This window comes from Kitasatospora sp. NPDC059673, assembly GCF_042734215.1.
Classification (GTDB): domain Bacteria; phylum Actinomycetota; class Actinomycetes; order Streptomycetales; family Streptomycetaceae; genus Kitasatospora.
Genome location: NZ_JBHWEN010000004.1, coordinates 257750 through 279918 on the forward strand (window position 1 = coordinate 257750; position 22169 = coordinate 279918).

Below are 22169 nucleotides of genomic sequence, written 5' to 3' on the forward strand. Positions count from 1 at the left end.
GGCGATGCTGCGCGGGCGGCCCCGGCGGAGGGAGCGTGCGGAGGGGCTGCCGGGGCGATCGGGATGCTGGCCGCCAGGCTGTCCGGGCACCAGTTGGATACCCAGCTGCACCCCGCTCGGCACACCCCGGCCGGGCTTGCCCCGCTGCCGCATGACAGCCCGGCGATGCTGCGCGGGCGGCCCCGGCGGAGGTGCTTGCCGTGGTGCCGCCCGGTGGTCTGGCGGCGGGGGAGCGTGCAGAGGTGCTGCCGCTGCCCTGACCGGCGGGGCGGATGTTCCACGTGGAACCCGCGCTGGGAAAACCGGGCAGCGAACCGGCCGGTGGACCTCGGCCGCGGAACCGCGCGCTGCCTGACCGGTCGGATCGCGCAGCTTCGCCGGATCGATTGCGGCGTGGCTGCCTCGTTGCCCCGGGCACCCGGCGGACACCCGGCTCCACCCCGCTCGGCACACCTCGGCCGGGTTGGCCCCGCTGTCGCACGACGGCCCGGCGATGCCGCGTGGGTTGGCTCTGGTGGAGGCGTTGGTTGTGGTGCCGCCCGGTGGTCTGGCGGCGGGGGAGCGTGCGGAGGTTCTGCTGCCGTGACTGGCCGGGCGGATGTTCCACGTGAAACCGGTGGTCAGGATGGCGCGGGTTCTGCCCGGAGGGGCTGCCAGGGCGATCCGGGCGCTGGCGCCGGGCCGGGTATCCGGTTCAACCCCGGCTGGCCTTGCCCCGCTGCCGCATGACGGCCCGGCGATGCTGCGCGTGCTGGCCCTGGCGGAGGTGCTTGCCGTGGTGCCACCCGGCGGTCTGGCGGCGGGGGAGCGTGCAGAGGTGCTGCCGCTGCCCTGACCGGCGGGGCGGGTGTTCCGCGTGAGAGCCGGGCAGCGAACCGGCCAGTGGACCTCGGCCGTGGAACCGTGCAGTGTCCGGCTGGTCGGATCGCCGGGCTGCCCGGGCACCCGGCTCCGCCCCGTCCGGCACTCACGGCCGGGTTTGCCCGCTGTCGCCCGGCGGTCTGGCAGCGGGGGAGTGCGTCGAGGTGTTGCCGCTGCCCTGACCGGCCGGGCGGGTGTTCCGCGTGAGAGTCGAGCAGCGAACCGGCCAGTGGACCTCGGCCGTGGAATCGTGCAGTGTCCGGTCGGTCGGATCGCCGGGCTGCCCGGGCATCCGGCTCCGCCCCGTTCGGCACTCACGGCCGGGCTTGCCGCGCTGTCGCCCGGCGGTCCGGTGGCGGGGGAACGCGTCGGGGCGCTGCCGGGACCCGACCGGGCGGGTGTTTCACGTGGAACCGTCAGGTCACTGCGGGACGACGGGTGTGCCCGGCTTGATGACGATCAGGCGGTCGGTGAGCTGGAGTACCGCCGCCTCCGGTTCGGTGTAGTTGAGTACCCGGCGTCCGCGGACCACGGCCACCACCAGGTCGGGCAGTTCGCGTGGGCTCAGTCCGGCTTCGGCCTTGGTGACCGGGCGTTCGGCGACGTCCAGGCCGTTGCCGTAGGTGAGCAGGTCCTCCATCACGGCGCCCGCGTTGGGGCTGAGCATCGACATGCCGAGCAGGCGGCCGGCCGAGCTGGAGGAGGTGACCACCACGTCGGCGCCGCTTTGGCGGAGCAGTGGGGCGTTCTCGTCCTCGCGGACGGCGGCGACGACGGTGGCGCCCCGGTTGAGCTGGCGGGCGGTCAGGGTGATCAGCGCGGCGGTGTCGTCGCGTTCGGGGGCGACCACCACCTGGGCGGCGCGCGGCAGTTCGGCGCGCATCAGGGTCGCGGTGCGGGTGGCGTCGCCGAGTACGCCGACCAGGCCGTCGTGGGTGGCCTGGTCGATCGCCCGGGCCTGCGGGTCGACCACCACGATGGAGTCCTTAGGGACGCCCTGCCCGAGCAGGGTGTCCACGGCGCTGCGGCCCTTGGTGCCGTAGCCGATGACGACGGTGTGGTCCCGCACGGTGTGCCTCCAGCGTTCGATCCGCCATTGCAGGCGGGTGCGTTCGGTGAGCACTTCGAGCGTCGTGCCGACCAGGATGATCAGGAAGACCACGCGCAGCGGCGTGATCACGAAAATGTTCACCAGCCGCGCGCTGTCGCTCACCGGGGTGATGTCGCCGTAGCCGGTGGTGGAGAGGGTGACGGTGGCGTAGTAGGCCGCGTCGAGGAAGCTGACCGAGGTGTCGGCGTTGTCGTTGTAGCCGTCGCGGTCCAGGTACACGATCAGCGTGGTCACCACCAGCACGCCCAGGGCCAGCAGCAGGCGGCGGGCGACCTGCCGCGTCGGCGGACGGGTCCGGCGGGCGGGCAGCGCGATTCGGCGGGCGGGGTCGGTGTCTTCGGTGCCCTGGTCCCGGAAACGGCTGAGCGTCAGACGGGACGGTCGGGCACCCGGGTCGTCGGGCGGGTTGGAGTTCGACACAGGCACAAGGATGGGGGGTGCGGGCGCCCCCGACGGACCCCGGGGGCGGAGTGTCGCCAGCCTGTCCAGCCCGGGCGCCGGCCTTTGACGGACTGCCTGTTGACGGCGGGTGGGCGGGGTGTCCCGGGGGTGGGGGCGTAGCGTGGCGGCCATGCGAGCCATCACGATTCCCGAGCCCGGTGGTCCCGAACGGCTGGTCTGGGCCGAGGTGCCCGATCCCGTTCCGGCGGCCGGCGAAGTGCTGGTCGAGGTCGCCGCCACTGCGGTCAACCGGGCCGATCTGCTGCAGCGTCAGGGCTTCTACGACCCGCCGCCCGGAGCTTCGCCCTATCCCGGGCTGGAGTGTGCGGGCCGGATCGCCGCGCTCGGCCCCGGCGTGGCCGGGTGGGCGGTCGGCGACGAGGTGTGCGCGCTGCTGGCCGGTGGCGGCTACGCCCGGCAGGTGGCCGTCCCGGTCGGTCAACTGCTGCCGATTCCCAAGGGGTTGACGCTGATCCAGGCCGCCGCGCTGCCCGAGGTGGCCTGCACGGTGTGGTCGAACGTCTTCCAGGTCGCGCACCTGCGCCCCGGCGAGACGGTGCTGCTGCACGGCGGGGCCAGCGGCATCGGCACCATGGCGATTCAGCTGGCCAAGGCGGTCGGTGCCCGGGTCGCGGTCACCGCCGGAAGCCCGGAGAAGCTCGCCCGGTGCGCCGAACTCGGTGCGGACGTGCTGATCGACTACCACCGGCAGGACTTCGTGGCGGAGATCGCCGCGCTCGGCGGGGCCGACGTCATCCTCGACATCGTCGGTGCCAAGTATCTGCAGCGGAATGTGGACGCCCTCGCGGTCAACGGCCGGCTGGTGGTGATCGGCATGCAGGGCGGCATCAAGGCCGAGCTCAACCTGGCCACCCTGCTGTCCAAGCGAGCCGCAGTGATCGCGACCAACCTGCGCGGGCGCCCGCTGGCCGAGAAGGCGGCGATCGTCGCCGCGGTGCGCGAGCATGTCTGGCCACTGGTCGAGGCGGGTGTGGTCCGCCCCGTGGTGGACCGCGTCCTGCCGATCACCGATGCCGCCGAGGCGCACCGTGTGGTCGAGGCCGGTACCCAGGTCGGAAAGGTCGTCCTGGAGGTGTGAGCCCGGGCTCCGAGGCGGCGGAAATGCCCGGAATGTCCCGGTGTGTGAGTCTGGTGGGAAGCTGTTCCGCCTCCGTCCGCACCGAGTGCGGACGGCCGTCGGGAGGACCTGCTTTCGATGCTCGCTCGCCGCTGCCTCGTGCCCCCGGCCCCGCGCCGCACCCCCACCGCCCGCCCCGGCGTGCTGCTCCGCAGAGCGGCGTTGACCGGCCTGGCGCTGCCGCTGTTGTTGTCCGCCCCCGTTTTCGCCGTCGATCCGGCGGCCGATACCCGCCAGCAGATCCAGGCCCGGCTGGACGCCGCCGGGCAGCAGGTGCAGGCGGAGTTCGACGCCGCGCGCGAACAGGCGGCGGAGCAGGTCGCCCAGACCGTCCCGGCCGGGGAGTTCGGGCAGTCCGGGCAGTCCGTGCAGCCGGAGGCGCCGACCGACGGCGCGATATCCGGGACGGTCCAGCCGGCCGTTCCCGTGCCGGTCCCGGTGCCCGCCGTCCCGAGCGCGACCCGGACGGCAGCCTCGCCGAGCCCCACCCCGAGCCCCGCACCCGCCCCCGTCCCCGCAGAACCGGCCGGGCCGTCCCACCCCCCGAAGCCCGTCGCGGAGCCGCCCGAGCCGTCCGCGTCGCCCGAGCCCTCGGCCTCCGCGGAGCCGTCGTCGGCCACCGAACCGTCCGAAGAACCCTCCGCCGAGTCCCCGGCGCCGCCGCGCGAGGAACCGACGGACTCCCCGGAGCCGGGCCGGCCCGGGTGGGCGCACCATCACCAGCCGGTGATGCCCCCGGCCCCGGCCAGGACCTCACCCCCGGCCCCTGCCGCGGCGCAGCCGGAGCCGTCGGCGGACGGGCCGGGCGGGGACGGCGGGCAGCAGGCGGTGCCCGGGACGGGCACACCGGACGTGGCGGGCGCGCAGGCCGGGTCGAGGGCGGTCGGGGGAGGTGAAGAGGAAGCTGCCCTGCCCCCGGCCGGGCCGGGCGGGGAGGACGCGGTGGTCGCGGGCGGGGCGCCGATGGCCGGCCCGGTGCTTCCGGTGGGGCCGCTGCCGTCGGGCGATCCGTCCGCAAATCAGCTGCCGCTGGGCGTCGGACTGGGCATGATCGGGCTGGGCCTCGGCCTGGTCGGAGTGAAGCTGCGCCGGCGGTGAGGCCGTGCGACGCGGGTACCCGCCGGGTGGGACGATCCGGGTACCAGGCGCGTTGACCTTCGCGGTGGACGAAGCATATGAAGGAGCTATGACCAACCCGATGAACGAGCGGTCGGAGCAGGAGCCTCACCAGGCGTCGAGCGGGAAGTCCGAGGACAGTCCGACGGTGCTGATCGTCGGACCGGACGGCATGGCGGTGGGCACCGCGCCGGTCGGCGGGCTCGGCCGGGGCGACGAGGGCGACGAGCCGCGTGAGCTGCCGGTGACCGAGATGGTCGAGCAGCCGGCCAAGGTGATGCGGATCGGCAGCATGATCAAGCAGTTGCTGGAGGAAGTGCGGGCGGCGCCTCTGGACGAGGCGAGCCGGGCCCGGCTGAAGGACATCCACGCCAGCTCGATCAAGGAGCTGGAGCTGGGCCTGGCGCCGGAGCTGGTCGAGGAGTTGGAGCGGCTGTCGCTGCCGTTCGCCGACGGCACCATCCCCACCGAGGCCGAACTACGCATCGCCCAGGCCCAGTTGGTGGGCTGGCTGGAGGGCCTGTTCCACGGCATCCAGACCGCGCTGTTCGCCCAGCAGATGGCGGCCCGGGCGCAGTTGGAGCAGATGCGCCGGGCGCTGCCGCCGGGACTGCACGGCGTGGAGGGGGACTTGGAGGAGCCGGGCCCGGGCCGCGGTATCCGTTCCGGCCCGTACCTGTAACGGCTTCGGGGGCCGCGCTGCGGCGCGGCCCCGAACCGCTACCCTGGCCCCTGTCCGGAAGTACGGCACGCCGAGGGGGAGCTGGACCATGACTGAGGGCACCACGGAGGGCCACTCGCTCGGCCACGGCCGGTACGTGCTGCAGCGGTTGCTCGGGCAGGGCGGCATGGCGGCCGTCCACCTGGCCTACGACACGGTGCTGGACCGTCAGGTCGCGGTGAAGACGCTGCACACCGAACTGGGCCGAGAGGCCTCGTTCAAGGAGCGGTTCCGGCGCGAGGCGCAGGCGGTGGCCCGGCTCCAGCACACCAACATCGTCTCGGTGTTCGACTCCGGTGAGGACGTCGGGCCGGACGGGACGGCGACGCCGTACATCGTCATGGAGTTCGTCGAGGGCCGTTCGCTGAAGGACGTGCTGGACGAGCAGGTGACCAACCGCGGCGCGATGCCGACCGAGCAGGCGCTGAAGATCACCGCGGCGGTGCTGTCGGCGCTGGAGGCCTCGCACGACCAGGGGCTGGTGCACCGCGACATCAAGCCGGCGAACGTGATGGTGTCCACCAAGGGCGTCGTCAAGGTGATGGACTTCGGCATCGCGCGCGCCCTGCAGTCCGGGGTGACGTCGATGACGCAGACCGGCATGGTGGTCGGCACCCCGCAGTACCTGTCGCCGGAGCAGGCGCTCGGCAAGAGCGTGGACGCCCGGTCCGACCTGTACTCGGTGGGCTGCATGCTGTTCGAACTGCTCAGCGGGCAGCTGCCGTTCGACGGCGACTCGGCGTTCTCGATCGCGTACAAGCACGTGCAGGAGACCCCGCCGGCGCCGTCCACGCTGAACGGGGCGGTCGCGCCCGCGGTGGACGCGCTGGTGGCGCAGGCGCTGCGCAAGGATCCGGCGCACCGGTTCGCGACGGCGGAGGCGATGCGCGAGGAGGTGGAGCGGGTCGCGGCGGGGGAGCAGGGCAACACGCCGCTGCAGGCGTCCACCCCGCTGGTGATCGGCGAGGGGCCGCGGTCGGTGCACGCCTCGCCGTCGCTGACCAACTTCCCGCCGGTGGGCGGCGGCACTCCGCCGCCGCAGCCGTACCAGCCGGCGCCCGGGCCGCAGACGCCGCCGCCGTACGCGCAGACCCCGGCGCCGTTCCCGCAGACGCCGCCGCCGTTCCCGCAGGCGCCGCAGACGCCGCAGCCGTTCCCGCAGCCGCAGTTCCAGCAGGGTTTCCCGCAGACCACGCCGCCGCCGTTCCCGCAGCAGCCGATGCCGGGTCCGCCGATGCCCGGTCCGATGACGGCTCCGATGCCGATGCCGTACCCGCCGCCGGCGAACAACAGCAATGGTTGTTCGACCGCGCTGATCGTGGTCGGTGTGATTGTCGGCGTGGTGATTCTTGCGGTCATCATCGTGGCGATCGCGGCGGCCGGAGCGAGCACCTCGACCTACTGAGCCCGGGCAGTGCTCCGTGCTCGAACTCCGCCCCGGGTGGGCTCGCGGAGCCCGCTGTGAGCCCCCGCACCCGCCCTCCCGTGCCACACCGGCGGGCGCGAGACGGTAGCGTTCTGAGGACGGAACCGACAGGGCGAACGCGCGCCGAGCGAATGCCCGGGGCGAGGAGCGATGGGTCAGAGCGAACGACCGGACGACGGCGGGGCGGACCAGCGGGACGTCCCGGCGCGGGACGCACGGGACGAGGGTGACGGCCGGGCCGCCGAGGTCACCGGACCGACCGAGGCACTGCCGGTCGGGGCGGCCACGTCCGGGCGGGGCGGCGCACTTCCCTTCCCCACCGTCGGGGACGGCCGCTACCGGCTGACCGGCCGGCTGGGCCGCGGCGGCATGGCCGAGGTGCTCGCCGCCCAGGACCTGCGGCTGGGCCGCACCGTGGCGGTCAAGCTGCTGCGTTCCGAACTCGCCGAGGACGACACCGCCCGGCTGCGCTTCACCCGCGAGGCACACTCGGTGGCCGCGCTCAACCACCACTCGATCGTGGCGGTCTACGACACCGGCGAGGAGCACCACGGCGGGGAGTCCACCCCGTACATCGTGATGGAGCTGGTCGAGGGCCGGACGGTGCGCGAGCTGCTGGTGGACGAGGAGGCACCGCCGGTCGACCAGGCGCTGATCATCACCGCCGGGGTGCTGGAGGCGCTGGCGTACAGCCACCAGCACGGGATCGTGCACCGGGACATCAAGCCCGCCAACGTCATCATCACCAACGGCGGCGCGGTCAAGGTGATGGACTTCGGCATCGCCCGGGCGCTGACCGGCGCGGCCACCACCATGACGCAGACCGGCATGGTGATGGGCACCCCGCAGTACCTGTCGCCGGAGCAGGCCCTCGGCAAGGCCGTCGACCACCGCTCCGACCTGTACGCGGCCGGCTGCATGCTGTACGAACTGCTGACGCTGCGGCCGCCGTTCGTCGGCGAGACCCCGCTGTCGGTGGTGTACCAGCACGTCCAGGACGCGCCGGTGCCGCCGTCCCGGGCGAACGACCGGGTGCCGCCGCAGCTGGACGCGCTGGTGCTGCGGGCGCTGGAGAAGAACCCGGACGACCGGTTCCAGAGCGCCGACGAGTTCCGCGCCCACGTGCAGCACGCGCTGCGGCAGCTGCACGGCGCGGCCGCAGCGGGCTACCCGGCCGAGACGGCCGTACTCGGGGCCGGCGGCTGGGACAGCACCCCGGCGGGCGGCTCCGCCGCGCCGACCACGGTGCTGGGCGCGGTCGGCGACGGTGCCGCCCGGACCGAGGCGCTGCCGTATCCGATGGCCTCGGGCTACCAGACGCCCGCGCGCCCGTACCCGGCCGTCGGCGGCGGGGACCACGACGGCGGCGAGGACGTGAAGGAGCGGCCCCGCCGCAACCCGTGGGGCCTGGTGCTGGGCGCGGTGGCCCTGGTGCTGGCCGCCACCATCGGGGTGGCGCTGGCGCTGACCGCGAACGGGGGCGACAACAACAAGTCCCAGGATCAGGACCCGAAGACCCAGGTGCACTCCACCGGCAGCCCGTCCCCCGGCGAGCAGACGGAGCGGCCCACCAGCCCCCCGCCGACCCGCAGCCAGGGCACCGGCCGCCAGAGCGAGCAGCCGAGCTGGTCGCCCTCGGCCAGTGCCTCCGCCTCCGCCAGCGCGTCCGCGTCCGCCTCGGCCAGCCCCTCGCACTCGACGAAGCCGTCGCCCTCGCCGAGCGCGTCCGGCGACAAGAGCTCGCCGCCGGCCAGCCCGAGCTCCAGCGCCCCGCCGGTGACCAGGCCGAGCACCAGCCCGGGCGTCGGGGCGCAGCCGCAGACGGGCTGAGCGGAGGCCAGGACGGGCCACGGGCAGGTCAGTTGGCGAACGCGTCCATGACCTGCTCGTAGTCCTGGCACCACCAGGTGAGTTGCCCGGCGGAGGCCGGGAACAGCGGGTCGGCCCGGTGGTCGTGGCGCTGGTAGTGCCACTGCAGCATCCACAGGTCGTTCAGCCGCTCCCACCACACCCGGTGCACGGCGGCGGCGACCTGTTCGGCGTCCGCGGCGCCGGTGGCCCGGTAGGCGCGGGCCCAGCGCCGGACCCGGACCAGGTCGAGGACGCCGGTGGTGCGGTCGTTGAACAGCAGCGTGGCGGCCCGCACCGCCTCCTCGGCGACCGGGTGCGGGGCGAGCTTGTCCCAGTCCAGGACGGCGCTGACGGTGTCGCCCCGGTAGAGCACGTTCAGGCCGTGGAAGTCGCCGTGGGTCCAGCCGGTGGGCGGGGCGGCGGTCGGGTTGGGGCGGCGGTGCCGGTGTGCGGCGAGCAGGTCCAGTCGCTCGGTCAGGCGCTGCTCGGCGAGCCGGTCGAACGGCCCGCAGGGGCGGTGGGCGCGGGCCAGGTCGCGCAGCTCGGCGACGATCCGCTCGGTCTCCTCGGCCTCGGCGCTGAGCACCCGGTCCGGCTGCCGCAGGGGGGCGCAGACCTCGCGGAGTGCGCCGTGCAGTGCTCCCAGCAGGGTGCCGAGTTCGCCGCACCGGGCGGGCGCGAGTTCGGTGCCGTGCCGGTGGCTGCCGGGCACCCACGGGTAGAGCGCGAACAGCCGGCCGCCGTACGCGGTGACGGTCCGGCCGTCCCGGTTGGCGAGTGGCGGCGGCACCGGGAGGCCGAGCGCGGCCAGCTCGGTGGTGGCGCGGTGCTGGGCGAGGACGGCGGGCCGGTTGGCGGTGGCCCGGTCGACGTAGCACTTCAGGAAGTAGGTGGCGCCGTCGGTGGCCGCGATCCGGTAGCCCCGGTTGAGCAGTCCTTCGGCCACCGGAGTGACCGCGCCGGGCGGTGCGGTGGGGTAGGCGCGCAGGACCCCGGCCACCGCGGCGTGCGCGACCGGGGGGCTGAGGGTGCCGATGGGGGGAGCGGTGGCGTCCGGGCGGGCCGGCGCGAGGGAGATGGTCTGACCGTACGTCACGGAGCAGAGCGTATTACTCGGCGTGATAGCGACTTGACACAGCGTGTTCGGTGTGATCTCAGTGCTGCCCGCCCGCGCGGCGGCGCGCGACGTACGCGGCGGCCTGGGTGCGGCGCTCCATGCCCATCTTCGCCAGCAGGCTGCTGACGTAGTTTTTTACGGTTTTTTCGGCCAGGTGCAGCTCATTGCCGATCTGCCGATTCGTCATCCCCTCGCCGATCAGATCGAGGATGCGGCGCTCCTGTTTCGTCAACTGCGCGATGCGTTCGTCCTCCTTCTCGCCCCCGTCGCGCAGCCGGGCCAGCACCCGGCTGGTGGCGACCGGGTCGAGCAGGGATTTGCCGGCCGCGACGTCGCGGACCGCGGAGAGCAGGTCGGTGCCGCGGATCGCTTTCAGGACATATCCGGAGGCGCCCGCCATGATCGAGTCGAACAGTGCCTCGTCGTCGGAGAAGGAGGTGAGCATCAGGCATTTCACCGACGGGTACCGGGAGCGGATCTCCCGGCACACCTCGACCCCGTTTCCGTCGGGCAGTCGGACATCCAGCACCGCCACGTCGGGATGGACCACCGGAATCCGGTTGAGCGCCTCGGCGGCCGTGCCGGCCTCGCCGACCACCTCGATGTCGCCCTCCATCGAGAGGAGCTCGTGCACGCCCCGACGGACCACTTCGTGATCATCGAGGAGAAACACCCTGATATGTCCGTTATCAGTCATTTGCAAAGCCTCGCACAAATCGATGGGCGTTACCCCCTTTCGCAGCGGGCCGCGCCCGGATACCGTGCGCTGGTGTCCTGACCGGGCGGTAAGCCGCGTCACAGGCGGTTTCCCCACCGGAGAACAACTAGGACGTCCTAGCGCAAGAGCGCCAAGGGGTGCCGCTGGGTAACGTTCTCGTGAGGGACGCCGTCGGAAAGGGAACACCGCCTGCCCGTACTGGCGCGCACACCCACGCGCGCGAGCCGGGAGGGCGACCGGACCGGCCACCGGCGACCCCGGGCGGCCGGACAGACCGAGGGAGTGAACGTGACCGTCAAAAGCACGGCGAGGGCGCGCAAGAAGGCCGCCCCCGGCGTCTCTGACAAAACCAGTGCCGGCTCCGCCGCACCGGAGCTCGTCCAGCTGCTCACCCCGGAGGGCGACCGGGTCGAGCACCCGGACTTCCCGCTCACCGTGACGCCCGAGGAGCTGCGTGCGCTCTACCGGGACTTGGTGCTGGTACGGCGCTTCGACGCCGAGGCCACCTCACTCCAGCGGCAGGGCGAGCTCGGCCTGTGGGCCTCGCTGCTGGGCCAGGAAGCCGCCCAGGTCGGCTCCGGTCGGGCGATGCGCCCCGGCGACTACGCCTTCCCCACCTACCGTGAGCACGGCGTGGCCTGGTGCCGCGACGTGGACCCGCTGAACCTGCTCGGCATGTTCCGCGGCGTGAACAACGGCGGCTGGGACCCGAACGAGAAGAACTTCCACCTCTACACCATCGTGATCGGCGCGCAGGCCCTGCACGCCACCGGGTACGCGATGGGCATCACCAAGGACGGCGCGGACGACGCGGTGATCGCCTACTTCGGTGACGGCGCCTCCAGCCAGGGCGACGTCAACGAGGCCTTCACCTTCGCCTCGGTCTACAACTCGCCGGTGGTGTTCTTCTGCCAGAACAACCAGTGGGCGATCTCCGAGCCCACCACCGTGCAGACCCGCATCCCGCTGTACCGCCGCGCCTCCGGCTTCGGCTTCCCCGGCGTCCGGGTCGACGGCAACGACGTGCTGGCCTGCCTCGCGGTCACCCGCTGGGCGCTGGACCACGCCCGCACCGGCCAGGGCCCGGTGCTGGTCGAGGCGTTCACCTACCGGATGGGCGCGCACACCACCTCCGACGACCCGACCCGCTACCGGCAGTCCGAGGAGGCCGAGGCCTGGAAGGCCAAGGACCCGATCCTGCGGCTGAAGGCCCACCTGGAGAAGGAGGGCCTCGCCGACGAGGCGTTCTTCGCCGAGGTCGAGGCCGAGAGCGAGAAGCTGGGCCTGCGCGTCCGGGAGGGCGTCCGGTCGATGCCCGACCCCGACCCGACCCTGATCTTCGACCACGTCTACACCGAGCAGCATCCGCTGGTGGACGAGGAACGCGCCGAGTACGAGGCGTACGCCGCCTCCTTCGAGGGTGGGGAGCACCACTGATGGCCGGTCAGCTCAGCATTGCCAAGGCGCTCAACGACGCGCTCCGCAAGTCGCTGGAGAGCGACCCGAAGACCGTCCTGATGGGCGAGGACATCGGAAAGCTCGGCGGCGTCTTCCGGATCACCGACGGCCTGCAGAAGGACTTCGGCGACGACCGGGTGATCGACACTCCGCTCGCCGAGTCCGGCATCATGGGCACCGCGATCGGCCTCGCGCTGCGCGGCTACCGCCCGGTGGTGGAGATCCAGTTCGACGGCTTCGTGTACCCCGCCTTCGACCAGATCGTCTCCCAGCTCGCCAAGATGCATGCCCGCGCGCTCGGCCACGTCAAGATGCCGGTCACCGTCCGCATCCCGTTCGGCGGCGGCATCGGCGCGGTGGAGCACCACAGCGAGTCGCACGAGGCGTACTTCGCGCACACCGCAGGCCTGCGGGTGGTCAGCCCGTCCAACGCGCACGACGCGCACTGGATGCTGCGCCAGGCCATCGAGTCGGACGACCCGGTGATCTTCCTTGAGCCCAAGCGTCGCTACTGGGACAAGGGCGAGGTCGGCGAGGACCCGATGCTGCCGCTGCACTCGGCGCGCATCGTCCGGCCCGGCACCGACGCCACGCTGATCGCCTACGGGCCGATGGTGAAGGTCTGCCAGGAGGCCGCGCAGGCCGCCGAGGAGGACGGCCGCCGGCTGGAGGTGATCGACCTGCGCTCGCTGTCGCCGATCGACTTCCCCACCCTGGAGGAGTCCCTCAAGCGCACCGGCCGCGGCATCGTGGTGCACGAGGCCCCGGTCTTCCTCGGCCTGGGCGCGGAGCTCGCCGCCCGGCTCACCGAGCGCTGCTTCTACCACCTGGAGGCGCCGATCCTGCGGGTCGGCGGCTACCACGCCCCGTACCCGCCGTCGCGGGTCGAGGAGACCTACCTGCCCGACCTCGACCGTGTGCTCGACGCCGTCGACCGCGCGCTCGCGTACTGAGCGGGGAACGAAGATGACCAACGGAACCACCGTGCTCCGCGAGTTCAAGATGCCCGACGTGGGCGAGGGACTCACCGAGGCCGAGATCCTCACCTGGTACGTCAAGCCGGGCGACACCGTCACCGACGGGCAGGTCGTCTGCGAGGTGGAGACCGCCAAGGCCGCGGTCGAGCTGCCGATCCCGTTCACCGGCGTGGTCGAGGCGCTGCACTTCCCGGCGGGCGCCACCGTGGACGTCGGCACCGCGATCATCGCGGTGGCCGTCGCCGGTGCCGCCCCGGCCGAGGCCGCACCCGCTGCCGCCGCGCCCGCCGCCGAGGCGGAGGCCGAGCCCGAGCCCGAGCGCCGCGAGGTGCTGGTCGGCTACGGCCCGCGCACCGGCTCGGTGCAGCGCCGGGCCCGCCGCACCAACGGCACGGCGGCCACCGCTCCGGAGGCTCCGGCCGCTCCCGCAGCGCCGGCCGCTCCCGCAGCGCCGGTCGCGCCCGCCGCACCGGTCGTTCCGGTGGCCGTGGTCGCGGAGGGCGAGCGCCCGCTGGCCAAGCCGCCGGTGCGCAAGCTCGCCAAGGACCTCGGCATCGACCTGCGCACCGTACGGCCGACCGGCCCGAACGGCGTGGTCACCCGCGAGGACGTGCACGCCGCGGCCGCCACCGCCGCCGAGACGGTCGTCGAGCCGGCCGCCGCGCCGGTGGCCGAGCCGGTCGCCGAGCAGCCCGTGCTGCCGGTGCCGACCGCCGCCGGGGACGTCCGGGTGCCGGTCAAGGGCGTCCGCAAGGCCACCGCGCAGGCGATGGTGGCCTCGGCGTTCACCGCGCCGCACGTCACCGAGTTCGTCCAGGTCGATGTGACCCGGACGATGAAGCTGGTGCGCAAGCTCAAGGAGAGCGGCGAACTGGGCGCCGGGGTGCGGGTCAGCCCGCTGCTGCTGGTCGCCAAGGCGCTGCTCACCGCGATCAAGCGCCACCCGGAGATCAACGCCAGCTGGGACGAGGCCGCCCAGGAGATCGTCATCCGGGGCGCGGTGAACCTCGGCATCGCCGCGGCCACCCCGCGCGGGCTGATCGTCCCGAACATCAAGGACGCCGGCGCCAAGACCCTCTCCCAGCTGGCCGTCTCGCTCGGTGAGCTGGTGGAGACCGCGCGGCAGGGCAAGACCTCCCCGGCGGACATGTCCGGCGGCAGCGTCACCATCACCAACGTCGGCGTGTTCGGCGTGGACACCGGCACCCCGATCCTCAACCCCGGCGAGGCCGCCATCCTGGCCTTCGGCGCGGTGCGGGAACTGCCCTGGGTGCACAAGGGCAAGGTGGTGCCGCGGCAGGTCACCACGCTGGCGCTGTCCTTCGACCACCGGATGGTGGACGGCGAGCTCGGCTCCAAGGTGCTGGCGGACGTCGCCGCGATCCTGGAGTACCCGAAGCGCCTGATCACCTGGGGCTGAATCACCTGGGGCTGATCCGCCCCGGCCGCTGGGCCCCGCTCCGTCCGCGGAGCGGGGCCCGGCGCGTTCAGGCGCGTTCAGGCGCGTTCCGGCCTGCTGAGCGGCGATCAGCCCCGGGCGGTCCGCCAGGCGGCGTGCGCCAGGGTGTGGAAGGCCTCGGTGCCCGGGCGGTCCAGGCCGAGCGCGGCGGACAGCAGCACGGCGGTCGCCGGGCGCGGGCCGGCCGTGCCGCGTTCCAGGTCGGACAGGGTGCGGATGCCCAGCCCCGCCTTGACGGCCAGCTCCTGCTGGGTGAGCCGGGCCCCCTGTCGAAGTGTCCGCAGGGCCTGTCCGAATGCCCTGCGCGGATCCGTGTCCGGCCCGTTCTCCATGTCCGCCGCCTTCCCCCCTGGGTGGTTCACGTTCGGCAGGGTATCCCGCCGGGCGGCGGATCGTTCGCCGTTTTCAACTGCGGTGCGGGCATTCGGAATTGACTGCTCCGATCGTTCTCCTCCGGTGATTCTCCGGTGATTTTCGAGGTCCCTCGGGGCAGGGCGTGCATTGCGCCGCCCGAGGGAGTTTCGCGCCGTCCCCGCCGGGCCCCGGGCGGCGATGGGTACGTCTGTGCGACCAGCCACCCGCGCAGTCAGGCCGGGTGTCGTCGCAGCGAGGATTCCCGCGTATGCCGCCTGGTGCTCCCGGCCCCGTGATGCGCTCCGCGGCCGCCCTGGCGCTGGTCGCCACCGCCGTGCTGCCCGTCGTGGTGGAGCTGGCCTCGCCCTCGCCGTCCACCGTCATCGGCCCGCCGCTGCCGGGACCGGACCGGCCCGCGCCGCCCGCCGCCCGCCCCGACCTGCGGGCCCCCGGCGCGCCCGCCGTGGACCTGCGGACCTCCGGCGACCCGGCCAACCGGATCACCCTGGTGCTGCTGGGCGACGGCTACACGGAGGCCCAGCTGCAGCTGTTCCACGAGCAGGCGGACCGGGCCTGGCACGCGCTGCTGGACATCGAGCCGTTCCGCACCTACCAGGGGTTGTTCAACATACGCCGGGTGGACGTGGTGTCCCCGGTCTCCGGGATAGCCGAGACCGAGAGCGCCGGGAAGAACCCCGACACCCCGCTGGGCATGCACTTCTGGTGCGAGGGCACCGCCCGCCTGCTGTGCGCGGACGAGGACGCCACCGCCCGCTGGGCCGGGCAGGGCGAGGGCCCGCAGTACCTGATAGCGCTGGCCAACTCGACCGAGTACGGCGGGGCCGGCGGCACCGGGGTGACCACCCTGGCCGGCGGCAGCCCGGACGCCGGGCGGATCATCCAGCACGAGATCGGCCACACCATCGGCCTGCTGGGCGACGAGTACGACAGCGCCCCGAGCGACCCCGACTACCCGAACCTCTCCCTGGTGGACGCGGAGGAGATGGCGCGCGACAAGGTCAAGTGGTGGCGCTGGCTGGGCGCCCTCTCCCCGGACGGCGGCGGCCCGGTGGGTGCCTACCGCAGCGCCAACGGGCTGTACCGGCCGACCGAGGACTCGGTGATGCGCACCCTCGGCGGGGCGTACAACCTGCCCTCCCGGGAGGCGATCATCGAGCAGCTGTACCGCCGGGTGAAGCCCGCCGACGACCCCGAACCGGCCCCCGGTCAGGTGTCCGGCCGGCCCAAGCTGCACGTGCGGCCGCTGGCCCTGACCGGCCCGCGGCAGCTGCGGATCACCTGGTCGCTGGACGGGAAGCCGGTGGACGCCGGCACTGCGGACGGCACCTGGCTGGACACCGCCACGCTGGCGCTGACGCCCGGTCACCGGCACACCGTCACGGCGACCGTCCAGGACACCACCGACTGGGTCCGCGACGAGGCGTTCCGCGCCCAGTACATGACCGAGTCGGTGAGCTGGACGATCACCGGCTGAGCGAAGGGCGGCGGCGGTTTCGCGCCAGGTTCGCACCCTGACCAAAAGGTCAGGTGATGGGATGACTAGCCTGGTTCCACTATGAGCGTGGACCCCGCCCCCAGCGCACCGTCCCTGTCCGTACCCGCTCCCCGTCAGACCGCCGACGCCCAAGCCGATCGGCAAGCCGAGCCCCACGCCGCCCCCCGATCCGCGTTCCCGCACCCGCCCGGCGGCCGCGCCGCCTGGGTCGCCTGGTCGGTCGGTGTCAGTGTCTACGTCCTCGCCGTGGTGCACCGCACCAGCCTCGGCGTGGCCGGCCTGGACGCCGCCGCCCGGTTCGGCATCGGCGCCTCCGCCCTGTCCACCTTCTCCATCCTCCAGGTCCTGGTGTACGCCGGGATGCAGATCCCGGTCGGCCTGCTGGTCGACCGGATCGGCCCGCGCGGGGTGCTGCTGCTGGGCGTGGCGCTGATGAGCGCCGGCCAGCTGGCGTTCGCGTTCTCCACCGCGTTCGGGCCCGCACTGGCCTCCCGCGCGGTGCTCGGCTGTGGCGACGCGATGACCTTCATCAGCGTGCTGCGGATCGCCGCCCGCTGGTTCCCGGCCGCCCGCAACCCGTTCGTCGCCCAGCTCACCGGCCTGGCCGGCATGGGCGGCAACCTGTTCACCACCGTGGTGCTCGCGCAGGCCCTGCACACGGCCGGCTGGAGCACCACCTTCGGCGCCATCGCGGTGACCGGCGCGCTGGTGTTCGTTGCCGTGCTGGCGCTGCTGCGGGAGGCCCCGCCCGGGGCGCCCGCCCCGGTGCCGCGGGAGGGCGGGCGGCTGCCGGTCGGGCGGCTGATCCGGGCCGCCTGGTCCGAGCCCGGCACCCGGCTCGGCCTGTGGGTGCACTTCACCACGGCGTTCCCGGCGAACGCGTTCGGCCTGCTGTGGGGGCTGCCCTACCTGGTCGAGGGCCAGGGCATGTCCCGGGCCGGCGCGGGCGGCCTGCTCAGCCTGCTGGTCCTCAGCAGCATGGCGTTCGGCCTGCTGTTCGGCCGACTGATCTCCCGCTCGGCCGCGCTGCGGCTGCCCGTCACCTTCACGGTGCTGGGCGCCACCGCGCTCTGCTGGACCGTCACCCTGGCCTGGCCGCACGGCCACCCGCCGCTGTGGCTGCTGGTGGTGCTGGTGCTGGTGATGGGCAGCAACGGCCCGGCCTCGCTGATCGGCCTCGACTACGCCCGCGCCCACAACCCGCCCGAGCGGATGGGCACCGCGTCCGGCATCGCCAACATGGGCGGCTTCCTCGGCTCGATGATCACCCTGCTGGGCATCGGCGTACTGCTGGACGCGCTGGCCGACCCGGGCAGCGACAGCTACGGCGCGCACGCCTACCAGCTGGCGTTCTGCTTCCAGCTGGTGCCGCTGCTGCTCGGGACGGCGATGATCCTGCGGCTGCGGCGCAAGGTGGCCGCGGCCTGAGTCAGGGGGTGCTCGTCAGATGGGCGAGCACCCGCAGGCCCAGCTCCTGGTCGCCGATCACGTTGACCAGCGCCGTCTCCGGGCGGACCCGGCCGCAGCACAGCCGTACGAAGGTCTGCCAGTCCATCGCCAGCCGCACGTCCGGCTCCGGTGCCACCGACTCGTCCAGGGTGCCCCGGCCGTGCGCGCCGACCCGCACGGTGCGCTGGAACGGCATCGCACCCGCCACGTCGAACACCACCGTGCTGCCGATCGGCGCGCCCGCCTCCTTGGCCACCTGCTTCGGCAGCGTCTCGATCAGCAGGTCGCGGGTCACCAGGGCGGCCGGGGAGTCCAGGTTGCCGGGCTCCTGGAGCGCGCGGCGCAGGTCCTGCTCGTGCACCCACACGTCGAAGGCGCGCAGCCGCAGCACCGTCGCGTACGGGAGCTCCCGGGACAGCGGGCCGGCCGGCCAGCGCACCAGGTCCTCCGCGCCGTGGCGGGAGTTGCGCAGCGCCCGGGAGCGGCGGATCACCGTGTACTCCAGCTCGCTGGTGATCTCCACCGGCGTCCAGCAGCGGCGCTTGTCGACCGGCAGCTCCATGTACCGGGTGAAGTCGTTGGTGACGTGCCGCAGGTCGCGCGGCAGCGCGTGGATCGGCCGGGGGTCGCCGAGCATGTCCGACTCGACGCCGATGATGTGCGACACCACGTCGCGCACCGACCAGCCCGGGCACTCGGTGGCCCGGTTCCACGCGTCGGTCGGCAAGGGAGCGAGCAGCTCGGATATGGACTCGATCGACTGCGTCCACGCATCGGTGTACGCCTGCACGGTCTGGTTGTCCGTCACGGGTATCTCCGGCCCTCCGTCGGCTTGCGTCGTCCCACGTCGCCCGGGCTGCCGAGACCTCCGCACGGACGCGCATACGGCACGTTACGCTGCCGGGTGAGAGCAAGGCAGCGCTTTCGGGTGACGATCGTAGGACTCTTGTCGTGGACGGTGGTACTGTGCGCGCTTCATTGATCCAACTCGCGGTCTCGGACGCCGAGCCGGCCGCCGAGCGGCGGGCCAGGGCCGCGGCGCTGGTCCGCGCCCAGGACGGCGCCGATCTGGTCGTGCTGCCCGAACTGTGGCCGGTCGGCGGCTTCGCCCACGACGCCTGGTCCGAGGGCGCCGAACCGCTCGACGGGCCCACCGCCGAGACGATGTCCGCCGCCGCCCGGGCGGTCGGCTGCTGGCTGCACGCCGGCTCGATCGTCGAACGCGACCCCGACGGGCCGATCTACAACACCTCGCTGCTGTTCGCCCCCGACGGCGAACTGGTCCGCACCTACCGCAAGATCCACCGCTTCGGCTTCGACGCCGGCGAGGCCGTCGTGATGGGCGCCGGCCAGGAGATCGTCACCGTGGACGCCGGCTTCGCCACCCTGGGCCTGGCCACCTGCTACGACCTGCGCTTCCCCGAACTGTTCCGGGCCCTGCTGGACGCCGACGCCGAACTGCTGGTGATCCCCGCCGCCTGGCCCGCCCGGCGCGCCGAGCACTGGAATCTGCTGGCCCGCGCCCGCGCCGTCGAGGAACAGGCCTACGTGCTGGCCTGCAACACCGCCGGCACCCACGGCGGCGTCGAACAGGCCGGCCGCAGCCTGGCCGTCGACCCGTGGGGCCGGGTGCTCGCCGAGGCCGGGCCCGACGAGCAGGTGCTCAGCGTCGAATTCGACCCGGCCGAAGTCGCCAAGTGCCGCACCGAGTTCCCGGTCCACCGGGACCGGCTGCTCGGAATTCCGGCACCCGTACAACGCTGACATTTCGCCGCATTTTGCCGTACCTTGGTCCGGATTGACCATTCCGGGGTAATCTGTGCCCGTTTTGGGAACTGGGTTTGGCCGCGGTCGGCACGACCCGGAGAGGGGGAGCGGCGATGAACGCTGCGGGAGCCGGGAGCGGCCGCGCCCTGATCCGGCGCAACAGTCTCCGTGAACAGATTTCCGACGCCCTGCGCGACGAGATGATGACTGGCCGGCTGCCCGCCGGCCGCAACTTCACCGTCAAGGAGATCGCCGACATCTACGGCGTCTCCGCCACCCCCGCCCGGGAAGCCCTGGTCGATCTCTCCGCCCAGGGCCTGCTGGTCAGCGAACCCCACCGCGGCTTCACCGTCCCCGAGTTCGACTGGGACGACTACCTGGAGATCTTCGAGGCCCGGGCCCTGCTCACCGACAACGCGCTGCGTCACCTCGGCAACCGGGAAGACTCCTACGACTGGTCGCGGACCGTCTCGCTGCGCCGCCGCGCCGATGCCGCCACCCGCGCCGCCCGGGCCGCCCACCTCGATGTCCTGGTCGGCTGTGACCTGCGGTTCTGGGAGGAGGCCGCGGTCATCCTGTGCAACGAGCGGATCGCCGACTACCTCGGCCGGCTCCGCGTCCAGTCCTGGATGTTCGCCGCCCCGCACCTGCGGGCCGCCGACGGACTGGTCGGCGCCCTGTGGGACCGGCACGGCGAACTCGTCGACCGGATCGAGGCCCGCGACCACGACGGCGCCCGGCGGCTGGTCAACCACTACAACCTGTTCACCATCGAACTGCTCGCCCGGCTGCTCGGGCGGCCGCTCGACGGGTTCTCCGTCCTACGACTGCTGCGCGAGACGGCGCCGGCCGACGCGCCGGCAGCTCCCCAGGAGACCAGCGAGGACGCCCCCCAACCGCCGCACGGCGCCGTCGGATTGGGCCGGGTGCCACTGCCCAGGTTCGTACCACCCGGCCGCTTCACCCGGTCCTTCCGACCGGGGCGCGGAGAGCCCGCCACGGGCCGGTAGGGTTGGGGCCCATTGCCCCGCCACCCGAGAGGATGAGCCGGCCCATGGCCTGCGACCTCTGGCTCGTCCCGCTCGTGGACGTGCTCACCCAGAGCCCCGAGAACCCGTTCCGGGACGACCTCGACCGCTACAACGGGGTGCTCGCCCAGCACGGCCTGCCGCCCGTTCCGGTCAACCCCTACGTACCGGGCTTCACCGGCGACGTCGAGACGATAGCCGCGTTCGACTACGACTCGCTCCACTTCCTGCGCCGCGCCTACCTGTTGGGGCTCACCGGCTTCGAGGTGGCGCCGGTGGACGCGCTCGGCTCCGACTACGAACAGCTGCTGGAAATGTTCGAGGCCACCGCCGAACAGTCGCACCTGGTCTGGCACTTCGACCACGCCGGGGCGTACATCCCGGTGGACTTCGCGATTCCGCTGGTCGCCGACGAACTCCTTGCCGCGGGCGGCCCGTTGGGATCCTCGCACGGCCTGCTCCGCGAACTCCAGGCGGTCGCCCCCCTGTTGGGCATCGACCCCCTCAACCCCCCGGCCCCCACCCGCCCCCTGGGCCCCACCCAGCTGGAACAGCCCTTCGGCCCCCCGATCGACGACTTCCAGCACCCCTTCGCAAGGGAACGCCACGCCTGGGCCGGTCTCTACTCGGCGGCGACACGCAGCGTGGCGCAGTCCTCGATGATCGTCTTCGCGTAAGGGATCAGGGAAGGGCGGAGCTGCGAAACCAGGGAGAGCACAACCAGGGGCGCGGGGAACTGCGCGAAGCGGAAGGCACCCGTCAGTAAGGTCGCGACGCAGGACAATGACCTGCATGTGCGTGCGACCTCACTGACACGTGCACTAGCGCAGGGGCCCCTCCGGGGGACGCTGTCGTGGCATCGTGGGCCGGGTGCCCGGAGGGGGCAGGACGCGGACCTGTGCGCCGGTGCCACTCTCGGTTCGGCCGCCCCAGGTGCCGGGGGCCTGGGTGGGGAGTTGGGTCATGCCGGCGCGGAATTCGAGCATCCACTCGGAGGTCTCGGTGCGGACCATCTCGGAGACGTCCTCGCAGAAGCGGCGCAGCACGCCGAGGCAGCGTTCGGCGGCCTCGCCGGCGGTGCCTTCGGTGGGGCCGAGGACTTCCCGGACGCACTCCGAGGCCCAGTCGAACTGGAAGGCTTCCAGGCGGCGTTGGAGCGCCTGTGAGGTGGAGACGTCGCGCATCCAGCCGGAGGTGAGTCCGAACGCGCGGTCGGCGACCAGCGAGGCGGCGGCGAGCGCGAGGCCGGCGTAGCCCCACTCCAGGGCGTGCGGAAGGACGCCGGTGAGGGAGATGATGGGGGCCGTGACGCCGCCGACGGTGAACACGGCGGCGGCCTTGCGGAGGAGGCGGGCCCAGCGGCGCTTCCAGACCCGGTCGCGGCGGTACCACTCGATGGCCTCGACGGCGCGTTCTTCCGACCAGCGGTAGAGCTCTTCGAGGCGTTCGGCCGGTTCGCCCCAGTCGCCGAGCGGGAATTGACGCGCGCTCAGGTCGGTGCGGCGGCGGGTGGGGATCCGTCCGCCGGAGCCCGGGGCGCTCTGGTCGTCATCGGCGACCTCTTTGCCCCAAGGACTCTCCTCGGGCTGCATTTCCGGCTGGCTCACCTGTGGCGCTCCCTGTGGCGGGGTGACTGCGGAGGCCCGGCGGGTACCGGGACT

19 protein-coding genes and 1 pseudogene are annotated in these 22169 nt (G+C 73.1%); 14 read left to right on the top strand and 6 right to left on the bottom strand.

Features of this window, described 5'->3' with window-relative positions; translation table 11 throughout:
• Nucleotides 1-607: 607 nt before the first annotated feature.
• Complete coding sequence (locus ACFV18_RS07620; RefSeq protein WP_380480303.1) at nt 608-835, top strand: hypothetical protein; 228 nt, start codon at nt 608-610, stop codon at nt 833-835.
• 447 nt (nt 836-1282) lie between these two features.
• Here the strand turns inward: ACFV18_RS07620 and ACFV18_RS07625 are convergent, their stop codons facing one another.
• Nucleotides 1283-2392, bottom strand: coding sequence for a potassium channel family protein (locus ACFV18_RS07625; RefSeq protein ID WP_380480305.1), 1110 nt, complete (start codon nt 2390-2392; stop codon nt 1283-1285).
• A 151-nt stretch (nt 2393-2543) separates the two neighbouring features.
• Here ACFV18_RS07625 and ACFV18_RS07630 point away from each other — a divergent pair, with 151 nt between their 5' ends.
• The 5 genes and pseudogenes from ACFV18_RS07630 (at nt 2544) to ACFV18_RS07650 (ending at nt 8644) form a co-directional block, all read left to right on the top strand.
• Nucleotides 2544-3512 carry an NAD(P)H-quinone oxidoreductase gene (locus ACFV18_RS07630; protein ID WP_380480307.1) on the top strand — a complete coding sequence of 323 codons (969 nt, stop codon included), beginning with the start codon at nt 2544-2546 and terminating at the stop codon, nt 3510-3512.
• A gap of 117 nt (nt 3513-3629) precedes the next feature.
• Nucleotides 3630-4649, top strand: coding sequence for a hypothetical protein (locus ACFV18_RS07635; protein ID WP_380480309.1), 1020 nt, complete (start codon nt 3630-3632; stop codon nt 4647-4649).
• Between the two features lie 88 nt (nt 4650-4737).
• Nucleotides 4738-5349, top strand: a complete 612-nt coding sequence (locus ACFV18_RS07640; protein WP_380480311.1) for a bacterial proteasome activator family protein — start codon at nt 4738-4740, stop codon at nt 5347-5349.
• Nucleotides 5350-5437: 88 nt separating this feature from the next.
• Nucleotides 5438-6772, top strand: a pseudogene (locus ACFV18_RS07645) (protein kinase); the annotation flags it as partial.
• A gap of 192 nt (nt 6773-6964) precedes the next feature.
• Nucleotides 6965-8644, top strand: a complete 1680-nt coding sequence (locus ACFV18_RS07650; protein WP_380480313.1) for a protein kinase — start codon at nt 6965-6967, stop codon at nt 8642-8644.
• Between the two features lie 28 nt (nt 8645-8672).
• On the opposite strand, the gene ACFV18_RS07655 is transcribed toward ACFV18_RS07650, so the two are convergent.
• Together ACFV18_RS07655 and ACFV18_RS07660 are read right to left on the bottom strand one after the other, a co-directional pair.
• Nucleotides 8673-9761, bottom strand: a complete 1089-nt coding sequence (locus ACFV18_RS07655) for a phosphotransferase enzyme family protein (protein ID WP_380480315.1) — start codon at nt 9759-9761, stop codon at nt 8673-8675.
• A gap of 58 nt (nt 9762-9819) precedes the next feature.
• Nucleotides 9820-10479, bottom strand: a complete 660-nt coding sequence (locus ACFV18_RS07660; RefSeq protein ID WP_380480418.1) for a response regulator — start codon at nt 10477-10479, stop codon at nt 9820-9822.
• A 309-nt stretch (nt 10480-10788) separates the two neighbouring features.
• Between ACFV18_RS07660 and pdhA the strand changes: the two genes are divergently transcribed.
• Genes pdhA through ACFV18_RS07675 form a run of 3 tightly spaced genes read left to right on the top strand, consistent with a single transcriptional unit; the run spans nt 10789 to nt 14355 of the window.
• Entirely contained in the window at nt 10789-11937 is a 1149-nt protein-coding gene (pdhA, locus tag ACFV18_RS07665; RefSeq protein ID WP_380480317.1) for a pyruvate dehydrogenase (acetyl-transferring) E1 component subunit alpha, read from the top strand.
• Nucleotides 11937-12911, top strand: coding sequence for an alpha-ketoacid dehydrogenase subunit beta (locus ACFV18_RS07670; protein WP_380480319.1), 975 nt, complete (start codon nt 11937-11939; stop codon nt 12909-12911). Before pdhA ends, ACFV18_RS07670 begins: the two co-directional genes overlap by 1 nt.
• A gap of 13 nt (nt 12912-12924) precedes the next feature.
• Nucleotides 12925-14355 carry a dihydrolipoamide acetyltransferase family protein gene (locus ACFV18_RS07675; protein WP_380480321.1) on the top strand — a complete coding sequence of 477 codons (1431 nt, stop codon included), beginning with the start codon at nt 12925-12927 and terminating at the stop codon, nt 14353-14355.
• Between the two features lie 107 nt (nt 14356-14462).
• Here the strand turns inward: ACFV18_RS07675 and ACFV18_RS07680 are convergent, their stop codons facing one another.
• A complete protein-coding gene (locus ACFV18_RS07680) occupies nt 14463-14756 on the bottom strand; it encodes a helix-turn-helix domain-containing protein (protein ID WP_380480323.1) in 294 nt (97 codons plus the stop codon).
• Between the two features lie 260 nt (nt 14757-15016).
• Between ACFV18_RS07680 and ACFV18_RS07685 the strand changes: the two genes are divergently transcribed.
• Both ACFV18_RS07685 and ACFV18_RS07690 read left to right on the top strand, forming a co-directional pair.
• Nucleotides 15017-16243: a M64 family metallopeptidase gene (locus tag ACFV18_RS07685; RefSeq protein ID WP_380480325.1), complete on the top strand. Its 1227-nt coding sequence runs from the start codon at nt 15017-15019 to the stop codon at nt 16241-16243.
• 81 nt (nt 16244-16324) lie between these two features.
• A complete protein-coding gene (locus tag ACFV18_RS07690) occupies nt 16325-17692 on the top strand; it encodes an MFS transporter (protein WP_380480326.1) in 1368 nt (455 codons plus the stop codon).
• Nucleotide 17693: 1 nt separating this feature from the next.
• Here ACFV18_RS07690 and ACFV18_RS07695 read toward each other — a convergent pair whose 3' ends face one another.
• Entirely contained in the window at nt 17694-18521 is an 828-nt protein-coding gene (locus ACFV18_RS07695) for a maleylpyruvate isomerase family mycothiol-dependent enzyme (protein WP_380480327.1), read from the bottom strand.
• Nucleotides 18522-18679: 158 nt separating this feature from the next.
• On the opposite strand from ACFV18_RS07695, the gene ACFV18_RS07700 reads away from it, so the two are divergent.
• From ACFV18_RS07700 to ACFV18_RS07710, 3 genes are all read left to right on the top strand, one after another.
• Entirely contained in the window at nt 18680-19477 is a 798-nt protein-coding gene (locus tag ACFV18_RS07700) for a carbon-nitrogen family hydrolase (RefSeq protein WP_380480329.1), read from the top strand.
• Between the two features lie 116 nt (nt 19478-19593).
• Complete coding sequence (locus ACFV18_RS07705) at nt 19594-20490, top strand: GntR family transcriptional regulator (protein WP_380480331.1); 897 nt, start codon at nt 19594-19596, stop codon at nt 20488-20490.
• Between the two features lie 44 nt (nt 20491-20534).
• On the top strand, nt 20535-21185 hold the full coding sequence (locus ACFV18_RS07710; protein ID WP_380480333.1) for a hypothetical protein: 651 nt from the start codon (nt 20535-20537) through the stop codon (nt 21183-21185).
• A gap of 144 nt (nt 21186-21329) precedes the next feature.
• Here the strand turns inward: ACFV18_RS07710 and ACFV18_RS07715 are convergent, their stop codons facing one another.
• A complete protein-coding gene (locus ACFV18_RS07715; RefSeq protein ID WP_380480335.1) occupies nt 21330-22115 on the bottom strand; it encodes an SLATT domain-containing protein in 786 nt (261 codons plus the stop codon).
• Nucleotides 22116-22169: the final 54 nt, after the last annotated feature.